General features: G+C 63.1%; 11 protein-coding genes and 1 pseudogene. 5 read left to right on the top strand and 7 right to left on the bottom strand.

The window, feature by feature from the left end; translation table 11 throughout:
- Position 1: 1 nt before the first annotated feature.
- The 5 genes from A6U98_RS12910 to A6U98_RS12930 are packed head-to-tail and all read left to right on the top strand — an operon-like array spanning position 2 to position 4,475.
- Positions 2-844, top strand: a complete 843-nt coding sequence (locus tag A6U98_RS12910; RefSeq protein ID WP_027687302.1) for a carbohydrate ABC transporter permease — start codon at positions 2-4, stop codon at positions 842-844.
- Complete coding sequence (locus A6U98_RS12915; protein WP_064650283.1) at positions 844-1,899, top strand: ABC transporter ATP-binding protein; 1,056 nt, start codon at positions 844-846, stop codon at positions 1,897-1,899. The genes A6U98_RS12910 and A6U98_RS12915 overlap by 1 nt, the downstream gene beginning before the upstream one ends.
- Positions 1,899-2,678 carry a glycerophosphodiester phosphodiesterase gene (locus A6U98_RS12920; protein WP_064650285.1) on the top strand — a complete coding sequence of 260 codons (780 nt, stop codon included), beginning with the start codon at positions 1,899-1,901 and terminating at the stop codon, positions 2,676-2,678. Before A6U98_RS12915 ends, A6U98_RS12920 begins: the two co-directional genes overlap by 1 nt.
- On the top strand, positions 2,662-3,666 hold the full coding sequence (locus A6U98_RS12925) for a LacI family DNA-binding transcriptional regulator (RefSeq protein WP_064650292.1): 1,005 nt from the start codon (positions 2,662-2,664) through the stop codon (positions 3,664-3,666). Before A6U98_RS12920 ends, A6U98_RS12925 begins: the two co-directional genes overlap by 17 nt.
- A complete protein-coding gene (locus A6U98_RS12930) occupies positions 3,666-4,475 on the top strand; it encodes an inositol monophosphatase family protein (protein WP_064650293.1) in 810 nt (269 codons plus the stop codon). The genes A6U98_RS12925 and A6U98_RS12930 overlap by 1 nt, the downstream gene beginning before the upstream one ends.
- Positions 4,476-4,548: 73 nt before the next feature.
- On the opposite strand, the pseudogene A6U98_RS38125 reads toward A6U98_RS12930, so the two are convergent.
- From A6U98_RS38125 to A6U98_RS12965, 7 genes and pseudogenes are all read right to left on the bottom strand, one after another.
- A pseudogene (locus A6U98_RS38125) lies at positions 4,549-6,204 on the bottom strand (GGDEF domain-containing protein).
- A gap of 128 nt (positions 6,205-6,332) precedes the next feature.
- On the bottom strand, positions 6,333-7,196 hold the full coding sequence (locus A6U98_RS12940; protein WP_197496385.1) for a glycerophosphodiester phosphodiesterase family protein: 864 nt from the start codon (positions 7,194-7,196) through the stop codon (positions 6,333-6,335).
- Between the two features lie 163 nt (positions 7,197-7,359).
- Positions 7,360-8,454 (bottom strand): aminotransferase class V-fold PLP-dependent enzyme, encoded by a 1,095-nt coding sequence (locus tag A6U98_RS12945; RefSeq protein ID WP_064650298.1) that lies wholly within the window; start codon positions 8,452-8,454, stop codon positions 7,360-7,362.
- Positions 8,455-8,465: 11 nt separating this feature from the next.
- Complete coding sequence (locus tag A6U98_RS12950) at positions 8,466-9,248, bottom strand: ATP-binding cassette domain-containing protein (RefSeq protein WP_064650300.1); 783 nt, start codon at positions 9,246-9,248, stop codon at positions 8,466-8,468.
- Complete coding sequence (locus A6U98_RS12955) at positions 9,245-10,039, bottom strand: ABC transporter ATP-binding protein (RefSeq protein ID WP_064650302.1); 795 nt, start codon at positions 10,037-10,039, stop codon at positions 9,245-9,247. The genes A6U98_RS12950 and A6U98_RS12955 overlap by 4 nt, the downstream gene beginning before the upstream one ends.
- Positions 10,036-10,869: an ABC transporter permease gene (locus tag A6U98_RS12960; protein WP_064650305.1), complete on the bottom strand. Its 834-nt coding sequence runs from the start codon at positions 10,867-10,869 to the stop codon at positions 10,036-10,038. Before A6U98_RS12960 ends, A6U98_RS12955 begins: the two co-directional genes overlap by 4 nt.
- Positions 10,866-11,855, bottom strand: coding sequence for an ABC transporter permease (locus A6U98_RS12965; RefSeq protein ID WP_064650307.1), 990 nt, complete (start codon positions 11,853-11,855; stop codon positions 10,866-10,868). Before A6U98_RS12965 ends, A6U98_RS12960 begins: the two co-directional genes overlap by 4 nt.
- Positions 11,856-11,894: the final 39 nt, after the last annotated feature.

The following is an 11,894-nucleotide window of genomic DNA, read 5'->3' on the forward strand; positions in this document are numbered from 1 at the left end:
CATGGCCGAACGATCGCAACCCTCGGCAAATTACAGCAACTGGCCTGTCATTACGGCGCTGACGATCGTCAGCCTGCCGCTGCTCCTGATGTATGTCTATCTCTTCCTTGACACCGTGACGGTGAAGCAGGCGGACGCGCTGTTGCCTTCGGGCTTGACGCTCAATCACTGGCGCTTCCTGTGGCAGACGACGGAGGGCAAGGCGAACATCTGGCAGGTGACTGTGAATACGCTGCTGTTTGCGGCCTGCACCACCAGCCTCGTGCTCATCGTCTCGTCGATGGCGGGCTACGTGCTGTCACGGCTGAACGTGCCGGCGCGCGGCTTCTTCCTTGCCGGCGTCATGGTGTTGCATGCTTTCCCGTCGGTGACGCTGATCATCGCCATCTTCATCGTGCTGCAAATGATCGGCCTCTACAATTCGCTGCTCGGCGTCATCCTGGTGAAGGCGGCGATCGACCTGCCGCTCGGCATCTGGCTGATGAAGGGCTTCTACGACACGGTGCCCTGGGAAATCGAAATGGCCGGCGTCGTCGACGGCGCCTCGCGCTTCCGGGTCTGGCGCAGTCTCGTGCTGCCGCAGGTCAAGCCCGGGATCATGGCGCTCGGCCTCTTCTCCTTCCTCTCCGGCTGGGGCGAGTTCATCCTGCCGCAGGTGCTGGCGCCTGGTAACCAGGTGCAGGTGCTTTCGGTGTATCTCGCGGCCTTCCTCGCCGACGACAACAATTATGATTTCAACATGTTCAAAGCGGTCGGCGTCTTCTACCTCGTTCCGGTGCTGATCGTTTACGCGCTCTTCAACAAATATCTCATGAACATCTATGGCGGCGGGAGCAAAGGCTGATGCGCATCCTCCTCGACAATTTTTCGAAGAGCTTCGGCTCCACCAAGGTCATCGAGAACATGCAGCTCGAAGTCGGCGACGGCGAGATGCTGGCGCTGCTCGGCCCGTCCGGCTGCGGCAAATCGACGACGCTTTTTGCGGTCTGCGGCATTCACCGGCCGACCAGCGGACGCATCCTCTTCGGCGACCGCGACGTCACGGACCTGCCGAGCCAGGCCCGCAATGTCGGCGTCGTCTTCCAGTCCTATGCGCTCTATCCGCACATGACGGTTACCGAGAACATCGGCTTTCCGCTGAAGGTGAAGGGCATGCCGGCCGCAGAGATCCGCAAGGAAGTCGACCGCATCGCGGCCCTCGTTCAGATCGGCAACCTGATGGGCCGCAGACCGGCCGAGCTTTCCGGCGGCCAGCAGCAGCGCGTGGCGCTCGCGCGCGCGCTGATCCGCAAGCCCGACGTGCTGCTGCTCGACGAGCCGCTCGCCAATCTCGACGCCAAGCTGCGCCTCGAAATGCGATCGGAAATCCGCCGCCTACAGCGAGAAACCGGCATCACCGCCATTCTCGTCACCCACGACCAGGTCGAGGCGATGAGCATGTGCGACCGCATCGCCATCATGAAGGAAGGCGAGATCGTCCAGATCGCCACGCCGGCCGAAATGTACAATGATCCGAAGACCGCCTTCGTTGCCGGCTTTCTCGGCAATCCGCCGATCACCTTCCTGCGCGGTGTCTTGGACAAGGGTGCCTTCACCATCCCGCAAAGCGAGATCCGCGTGCCGCTGCCGGATTCTGTCGGTGCCGCCGAGGGCACGAAGCTGATGCTCGGCGTCCGGCCGGAGCATTTTACGCCGGCAGGCGACATCGCCGTTCCCGGCAAGGTCACCTTCGCCGAAACGCAGGGCCGCGAGAACCTCTACGACGTGCATCTTGCCGGCGGGCCGCTGCTGCGCTCGATCCAGCCGGTGCGCAGTGATATCCATGTCGGCGACGACGTCCGCTGGGCGATCGACAGCCGTGGCGTGTTCGTCTTCGACGAGAATGGCAGGAGGCTCTGATGACCCGCGATTTCTCGGCATTTTTCGGGCGCTACGGCTGGCCGTCAGGCAAGGGCCGGCTCCCCTTCTGCATCGGCCATCGCGGCGCCAGCGGCCATGAACGCGAGAACACGATCGCTGCTTTCCGCCGCGCCGCCGAACTCGGCGCGGAAATGTGGGAACTCGACACGCAACTGACCAAGGACGGCGTGGTCGTCGTCTCGCATGACGATCACCTCGAGCGCGTTTTCGGCATCGACCGCCGCATTTCCGAAATGACGGCGGCAGAGCTCGCCTCTCTCGACGGCGTCGACGTTCCGAGTTTTTCGGAGGTGGCCGCACTTGGCCGCGAAACCGGAACCGGCCTCTATGTTGAGCTCAAGGCGGCTGGGACGGGCCTGCGCTGCTGGCAGCACCTTGCGGAGATGAACCAGCGTTTCGCTTGTCTCGGCTCCTTCGACACGGCACAGGTGCGCGAACTTAGCGACGCGGCCTGCGATTTTCCGCTTTCGGTGCTGATCCGGGTCGGCCACGATCCGCACGCGCTCGGCGACGAGGCTGGCGCCGATATCCTGCATCTGTGCTGGGAGAGGGCAGGCGAACGTCCGCAGGATCTGGTGACCGACGCGCTGATGCGCCGCGCTTTCGATGCGGGCCGCGAGATCGTGCTCTGGCACGAGGAACGGCCGGCTGTTCTCGATGACCTCATGAAGCTTCCGGTTCTCGGCATCTGCACGGATCTGCCCGATCTGATGCGACCGTTGGCGGTCAAGGAAAAAGCAGTTGGCAGACAAGGATAAGGGACCGCGCAAAGCAACCTCCTTCGACGTGGCGCGTGTGGCCGGCGTCTCGCGCGCCGCCGTGTCGCGCGCCTTCACGCCGGATGCCAGCGTCTCGCCGAAGACGCGCGAGAAGGTCTATCAGGCCGCCAAGGAGCTCGGCTATCGGGTGAATTATCTTGCCCGAAGCCTCACCAACAAACGCTCCGATCTTGTCGGCCTCGTCGCCGCCGGCCTCGACAATCCGTTCCGCACGCTGCAGATCGAAAATCTGGCAAGAGTGCTGCTCGCCCGCAATTTCCGCCCCATCCTGCTCCCGACCTCGCCGAAGGCCGATACCTCGACGGTCATCGGCCAGCTGCTGCACTACGCCGTCTCGGGCGTCATCGTCACCTCGGACGCGCCGCCGACCGAGATCTGTGAACAATGCGCAGCCGAGGGCGTGCCGATCGTGCTGATCAACAAGGGCAATGACATTCCCTTCGTCGACCGCATCATCTCCGACGATCGCATGGCCGGCCATCTCGCCGCCACCCACCTGATCGACAGCGGCGTGCGAAAGCCCGCCGTGATGGCCGCACCTGCCATCTCCTATACGGCGCGGCGGCGCAGCGAGGCCTTCCTCGCACGCTGCAAGCAGCTCGGCGTCGAGGCGCAGTTTCTGCAGGTCAGGATCAATGACTACCGGAGCGGCTATGATGCGGCAGCCGAACTTGCGGCATCCGGCATCGACGGGCTGTTCTGCGCCAACGACTACATGGCCTGCGGCGTGGTCGATCGCATCATGCAGGGCCGCGGCCGCGCTGATGCTCCGCCGCTCAGCATCATCGGCCATGACGACATCCCTCAGGCGAGCTGGACCGCCTACGATCTCACGACCATCCGTCAACCCTGCGACGTCCAGGCCGAAAAGACGGTCGACCTGCTGATGAGCCGTATAGTCGAGCCGGACCTGACGGCGCGTGTCGAATTCACGCCGGTGACACTGATCAAAAGAAGGACTGCGTGATGAATTCCGCATTCGATGCCGCCACCATTCGCGCACGGGCGGAGGTCGCGATCACCGTTGCCCTGGAGGTCGGACGGGAGACGGCACGGTTTCGGCGCGACTCTGACCCCGGCACCCTCACTGTCGAGAACAAGGGATTGCAGGATTTCGTCACCATCGCCGACAGAAAGGCCGAGCAGGCGATCCACGAAGGGCTGCTCTCGCACTTTCCGGATGATAGTTTCATGGGCGAAGAGAGCGGCGGACAATCGGGTAAGGGCGGCACCTGGGTCGTCGATCCGATCGACGGCACGACCAACTATATCAGGGGCTTCCGGCATTGGGGTGTCTCGATCGCCTTTGTCGTCGGCGGCAAGGTGGAGATCGGCGTGGTCTACGACGCCGCCGGAGACAAAGTCTTTCACGCCGTGCGCGGCGGCGGCGCCTTCAAGGACGGGATTCCGGTCCATGCGGCGGCGACCGCCGATCCGGCCAATGCGCTTGTCATCCTCGGCCATTCCCGCAAGACGAGTTTCGACGACCATCTCGCACTCTCGCGGCGGCTCCACGAACGCGGCATGGATTATCGCCGCATGGGCGCGGCGGCGATCGACCTCGTTCGTGTCGCCGAGGGTGCTGCCGATCTCTATTACGAGCGCCACCTCAATGCTTGGGATATGCTTGCCGGCGCGCTGATCGCCGAAGAGGCCGGCGCTGTGGTGGCGATGCCGCCGGTCGACAGGCTGCTTGCGCAGGGCGGGCCCGTCATCGCCCATTCCCCGGGGCTTGCCGGAGAATTCGCGTTCATCCTCGACATCGAGGGGCTATAGATACACCTCTCCCACAGGCGATCCGCCCGATTTGTGAGACTGCGAACTTTGCCCGAAAGTTACGGAACGCCCATTACGCAACAACGCGATTGCGACCGGTCTTTTTCGCCGTATAGAGATTCTGATCGGCGATCGCCAAAATCTCGTTCGGAGACTTGGCAGACAGGGTACCGGCGACACCTATGCTGATCGTCACGTGCAGCCCGTTGCAGATCTCAGACCAATCCCATCGTTCAATGGCTGAACGCAGCCTCTCGCAGAGATCTGCGGCGCCTCGGGGAGCGCCGGCGAACAGGACGACGAATTCCTCGCCGCCAAACCGAATTGCCTGATCGGTAATGCGTAACTGGCTGCGCAATATGGTTCCAATGGCACTCAGGACCCGGTCACCGATCATGTGAGAGAAGTTGTCGTTGATCGACTTGAAGTGATCGACATCCAGCATCGCGATGGAATATGGACGCTTCTCAGATGTCAGCGCTTTAAAGCGGCTGTCGAGATATTTGCGATTATAAAGCCCGGTCAGTGCGTCCAGATAGACGGCATTGGCAAGGATATCGGTTTGCTCTTGCAATTTCTGATAGGAGGCCTCCAACGTTTCTGCGCGCTTCGACTCCGTTTCGGCAACTTCCTTGAACCGCTTGGTTTCATAGTAGATTTCGGCGAGACGTGCGCGTCGCTGTGTACTCTCGGCGCTATTGCGCAAATAGGCTTAGTGGTATTTCTTATGGGCCTCCAGCGCCGGATCGAACTGCCCCAGCCCCTCATAGGCCTGCGACAAATAAAGATAGATCTGCACATAGGAATCGAAACTGCCGCCGGCGTCCATCAGCTCCACCGCCGCGAGGAGCGGCGACAGGGCTTCGGTGAATTTTCCGGAATTGTTGTAGATCTGGCCCAAAGTGTAGAGATATTGCTGCCTGTCCCTGACATAGCTGTTCTCTTGAAACAGCCGATAGCGGGCCATGCACCGGAGCGCCTTGTCATGCTCGCCCAGATGGCTGTGGAACTCGGCTTGGTTACCGAGACAGAGGCGAGCGGCCCAGCTGTCGCCGATCTCGATTGCGATGTCGAGCGCTTGTTCGGTCAGTTCCAGCGCTCTGACCAGCATCTGGTGTTCTTGCTCCGGCTGGCCGAGCGCCCGCGCGATATATCCGCCTTCCGAATGAGCGCCGCCGAGATTGATGAGCCACCAGCATTCATAGTTCTTATTGCCAATCGATCTGGCGAGTTCGACGGACCTCTCGCTCATCAAGATGGCCCGGTCGGGCTGTTTGTTGCACCAGAAGATAATTCCTATGACGTTAGTGGCCAGGCTTTGTGCTTTCGGGTCCGCGGCCTTGTCGGCCAGATCCAATGCGCGGGTAGCTTCTTCGATTGCTTCCTCCGGCAAGCCCAGTTCCAAGAGCAGCCATCCGAAATAGGCGCGGGCACAGGATTCCTGTTTGCGCTCCCCGGTCAATTTCCAGAAGTCTACCGCCCGGCGGACATGCGTCAGTCCAAGTTCGGCCTTGCCGATCTGAAAACAATACCAAGCAATGTCGGTGTCGCATTGCGCGGCGAGCCGATCGTCGCCCCGCGCTTTGGCATCCGCAAGAATTTCGCCGGCCAGTGTGAGCGCCTCAACCGATCGGCCCGTACACCCAAGATGCCACGCTTCCTGCAAGCTGGAATTTGCTTGTTGCGCAATTGCTTTAATATCAACAACTTGCATATCGGACACCAACATTTGTCTGCTGGTTATGGATAGCATCAGAAGTTTAAAATGATGGAAATTACGCAAAACATGCGACTAAGAGCATGATGCCGAAAAGTGTGATCGGTTTTTGGACGACATCTTGCTCCAACGCTCGCCGGTTAAACCGCCATGCGGCGGCGCCAGGCGCGTTCGGTCGCCGGCGCCTCGTCGGTGGTGATCTGATCCGGTTTCAGGGCCGTCAGCGCCGAAAAGCTTTGCCATTCCTCTTCGCTGAAGCCGGCCTCCGGATCCTTCAGGGTGAAAGTCCAGGCATCGACACGTTTGCCTTCGTCCTGGCAGAGCGCGATCATATCCAGCCCCGCATTGGCGGCATCAAGGATCAGCGGCCAGTGCAGATAGATCGTGTCCGGTTCGGTCGGGCCGCGCAGGTCAGCGCGCAGTTCCGTCTCGACCGCCTTCCAGCCGTTGGCCATCCTGATATCGTAGAGCTTGTTGGTCGGATCGATGCCGCGCAGGAGATGGGGAAGCTTCTCCTTGACCGCGACGATGAGGTCTAGACTGTCGCCACTGACGATCACCGAGGCGGCGATATCGCGGAAATGCGTGGCCAGATGCGCGACGCCCCTGGCGCCGATCGCTTCGTAGTCGTCCTTCATGTCGAATTGCAGCAATGCGGCTGGATGCGTCGATTGCATCATGGCAGCCAGATCCTCGCTGAGGATCAGCGGCCGGTCGCCGTCTTGCATCCTGATATCGCTGAGGTCACTGACGCTCTTTTCGGCGACCGGTCCATGTCCTGTCGTCTCGCCTTCGAGTTTCCTGTCGTGCAGCACGACGAAACCACCGTCGGCGCGGACGCGCAGATCGAGCTCCATCGAGGCGCCCGCCGCAAAACCCTCCGCCATTACTTCGGCGGAAAACAGCGGGTCGGAAACCCGCTTACGCAACCGGTGCCATTTAAGGCGGGTGCGATGCCCCTCATGCGAAATCTCCAGCCCCTGCGCATCCAGCAATCTCGTCATTTGCACCAAGTCTCCGCGATGCCACTTTCCTGCCTTGACGAGCCGTGATTATCAAGGGCCCAATACGGCTTTCATCGGGGTGCCGGAAAGTTTTCGTCGCTCGGCCCTAAGCCGGAGCCGTCTTGTGGTCGCTGGATGCCTTCCCGATTCCGAGAGCATCCCCTCAGCGGCTGTAGGCTGCTGAGATCGCCTCTAAAGCCGCAGCAATATCCGCGGGATGGCCTGCCTGCCTAAGGGCCATGCCGTAAGCCACCACATTCGAAAGCACCGTCTGGAATGCGCCGCGCGGACCGGTATGGTTGAGCCGCACGAGACGGGCAGACCCATTTCCGACACCGGCCGTGATCTCGACCCCCAGCCGCCCCGCGGCCGCGATCAGCGAAGCGGGCTCCACTGCCTCCGGCACAGGCACCGCCGTCACCAGGTTCGAGGCCTTTTCCGCCGGCACCCAAGCCGCAGCGCCAAGTGCGGCAAGTCCCGCCCGTGTCGCCGATGCCGCAAGCACATGACGGGCGACGATATTCTCCATGCCCTCGGCCTCGATCCGGTCGAGCGCCGCCTCCAGTGCGAAGAATTCCAGCGGCGCCGGCGTTCCTGGCAGGCCAGGTCTGCCGCCATCGACCCATGTCTTCAGATCGGCCAAAGACAAGATCGAATCGCGCGATGCGCCGTCGCGGAGGATCAAATCCCAGGCCCGGCCGCTGACCGAAAGTGCGGACACGCCGGCCGGGCCGCCGAGCGCCTTCTGCGGCCCGATCACCGCGATGTCGATGCCGAGATCATCGACGTCGAGCTGATGGCCGCCGACCGAGGCGACCGCATCAACGACGGTGACGATGCCGCGAGCCCGGGCAAGCGCCAGTATCTCCGGCAGGGGGTTGAGAATGCCGCTTGCGGATTCGGCATGAACCAGCGCCAGCACATCGATGTGAGGACCAGCGTCGAGCGCTTTTGCAACGGATTCGATCTCGATCGGCAGGCCCGGCTCTGCGACAACATCCTCTACCGTCACGCCGCCCCGCCGCAGCCATTGCCCGAACCAGCCGCCATAGGGGCTGGTGATGATGTTGAGTGCGGTAAGGCCGGGGCGCGCAAGGCTGACCGCCGCCGCCTCCAGCGCCACCACCGCCTCGGCCTGCACCAGCAATATATCGTTGCGGCTGCGCAAGATGCCGCCGATCCTGTCGGCAAGGACGGCGTAGCGCTCCGCTGGATAGGAGGGCACGCCATGCAGGGGATTCCAACCAAGATCGGACATGAACACTTCCTTCAGCAGGGATCGGTCACGAGACGGGGGACGGCGGCAACGAGTGCGCGGGCGGCCTCGGATTGCGGCGCGGCAACGACCACCGCTGCCGGGCCGCTCTCGACGATCCGCCCGCCATCCATGACGGCAATGCGGTGGGAGACGGCGCGGACCACGGCAAGATCGTGCGAAATGAACAGACAGGCAATGCCCTGTTCTTTCTGCAGATCGACCAGAAGCTCCAGAATCCTGCCGCGCACGGTGACGTCGAGGGCGGACACCGCCTCATCGAGCACCAGCAGCGATGGCCGCGTCGCAATCGCCCGCGCTATCGCCACGCGCTGGCGCTGGCCACCGGAGAGCGAACGCACCGGCCGGGCGGCATGATCGGCGGTGAGGCCGACACGCTCCAGCAGCATGACGATCTCGCCGGGGCGCCGGTCCTTCGCCGCAATGCCATGGATGCGAAGCGGATCGTCGAGCACCGTGCCGACGGTCGCCAGCGGATTGAAGGCGGCGAGGGGATCTTGAAACACCATCTGCATGCGCGCCCGCTTGCGGCGTAGGGGCGCACCATCAAGTGCCAGCCAGTCTGCCCCTTCGAAGCGGATCGAACCGGCATCGGACGAGAGGAGCCGCAGCAGGATGCGCGATAATGTCGATTTTCCGCTGCCAGAGGCGCCGACAAGACCGAGTGTTTCCCCAGGCGCGATCGTCAGCGACACATTACAGAGGGCGGCAACCTGCCTGCCGGCAGAAGAAAAGCCTTTCGACAGGTTTTCGATGGAAAGCAAGGTATCGCTCATGCCGGCACCTCCGCGATCAGCGGCGGCGTCGCGAGATCGCGATGGCTGGCGATCAGGGCAGCGGTATAGTCGTTCTCAGGCCCCGAAAGTACCGAACGGACGGGACCAGCCTCAACCAGCCTCGCATTGCGGAAAACGGCGATGCGATCGACAAAGCCGGAGGCAAGCGCGATGTCGTGGGTGATGAAGAGCAGCGTCATGCCATCCTCGCGCACCAGCCCGTCGAGCAGGCGGACGATCTCGGCCTGGACGACGACATCAAGCGCGCTGGTCGCCTCGTCGGCAATCAGCAGCGCAGGTTTCGCAGCGATCGCAGCCGCGATCGCCACGCGCTGGCGCTGGCCACCGGAAAGCTGATGCGGAAAGGCCCGCATCGCCTTGTCGGGCTGCGGTATCCGTACCCGCTCAAGCAATTCTTCAGCCCTGATATGGGCCTGTTTCCAGCTGAGGTCGAGATGGCGCCTTGCGCCTTCGGCAACCTGCTCGCCGATCGTCAGGACGGGATTGAGGCTGGAGCCCGGATCCTGGAAGACCAAGCCGAAGTCGCGGCCTGGGCGAGGCGGATGGCCAAGGCCGGGCCAGAGCATCTCGCCACTAACCTTCGTTCCCTCCGGCAGCAGACCGGCAAGCGCTCGGGCAAGCGTGCTCTTGCCGGAGCCGCTTTCGCCGATGATCGCCAGCCTTTCGCCGGCGACGATATCAAGATCGATATCGTCTAGAGCGGCCGCACCGCTGCTGCCGCGCCCATAGGTGACCGAAAGCTGTCGCAGGCTCAAAAAAATCCCGCTCATGCCGCCCTCACGCCATTGTCGCCAAGCGCCTTGCCCAGACCCTCGCTGAAGAGATGGACGCCGAGCACGGTCACGGCGAGTGCCGCACCCGGTATGACCGAGAGATAGGATGCCGAACGCAACACGCTGCGGCCCTCGGCGATCATCGAACCCCAGGTGGCGATGTTGGGATTGCCGAGACCCAGGAAGGACAGCGCGGCCTCGGTGAGGATCGCGCCGGCGACGATGGTGGCCGAAAGCGCCAGCACCGGCGGCAGCGCATTCGGCAGGATCTCCCGGAAGGCGATCTCGGCCGGATGCATGCCGATCACCCTTGCCGAGGCGACATAATCCTGCTCGCGGATCGCAAGCACCTGCGCTCGCGTCAGCCGCGCCGGATCGGCCCAGGTGCCGAGGGCGATGGCAAGGACGACAATGGGCGTCGACACGCCGATGGTGCTGACGAAAGCAAGAGCGAGCAAGAAAGCCGGTACGATCTGGAAGGCGTCGACCACCCGCATCAGCGCCTCGTCGACGAGCCCGCCGGCAAAACCGGCCGCAAGGCCGACGCAGAGCCCAAGCACCATGGCCGCAAACGCCGCCGCCAGGCCAACGGCAAGCGAGGTCCTGGCACCATAGAGCAGGCCCGCCAGCACGTCGCGGCCGAGACGATCGGTACCGAGCGGAAACCCCGGATCGGTGAACGGCGCCAGCAGGGCGCGGCCGGCAATTTTCAGCGGATCGCCCGGCGAAATAACAGGAGCGAGCAGCCCGGCCGAAAGAAGGACGAGAAGGATCGCAAATCCTGCAGCACCTTCCGGCGTGCGCAGCAGTCGCCGCAGCCAGCTCATGCGCCGCCCTCCGATGCGCCGATGCGCGGGTCGAGTGCGGCATAGACGAGATCGACGAGGAAATTGACCGAGATGACCAAGACGGCGCTGGTGACGATGATGCCCATCAACAACGGCGCGTCGCGGCCGTTTACCGCCTCCTGCGCCAGCCGCCCGAAACCCGGGATCGCAAAGATGCTCTCGATCACCACGCTGCCGCCGAGCATGGCCGCCGATTGCAGCCCGAGCATGGTGACGAGCGGCAGCAGCGCGTTGCGCGCGACATGGCGCAGCACGATCCGGCTCCGCGACAGACCCTTGGCCCGGGCGAAAAGCACGAAATCGAGCTTCCAGGCCTCGGCCATGCCGCTGCGCATCACCCGCAGGAACAAGGCGAGATAGATCAGGGCGAGCGCGCCGACCGGCAGAACCAGATGATCGGCGATATCGAGCGCGCGCGAAAAACCTGTCTTGCCGGAAGCGATCGTCTCGACGCCGGCGATCGGAAACCAGCGCAGCTTCACCGAAAAGGCGATGCTCAGCACCAGGCCGAGCCAGAAGCTCGGAATGGCATAGACGATCAGTGAGCCGATCGACAGCAGCCGGTCACGCAGACCGCCCGGCCGCGCTCCGGCAAGGATGCCGAGCGCTGAGCCGAGGCCGAAGGAGAGTGCTGTGGCGCTGCCCATCAGCAGCAGCGTATTGGGCAGGCGTTCGGTAATGAGGGCACCGACCGGCCGGCCGAAGGCGACTGACCAGCCGAGATCGAAGCGTGCGAGCGAGGAAAGATAGAGCCAGAGGCGCGCGAACATCGATTGGTCGAGGCCGTAGCTCTCGCGCAGCGACTGCCTAAGTGCGGCATCGCCGCCGCCGATCGAGCCGAGATAGGCGTCGACAGCATCGCCCGAGGCGGATTCAAGCAGGAAAAAGGTGAAGATCACCACGATCAGCAGCACTGGAATGCTGCTGATCGCCCTGCGCCTCAGGAGGATAATTGCACGTCTCACGCCGGACAGGGCCTCTGGAAGAGAATTGCCGCCGATCCT

It is taken from the genome of Rhizobium sp. WYCCWR10014, from assembly GCF_001657485.1.
Classification (GTDB): Bacteria; Pseudomonadota; Alphaproteobacteria; order Rhizobiales; family Rhizobiaceae; genus Rhizobium.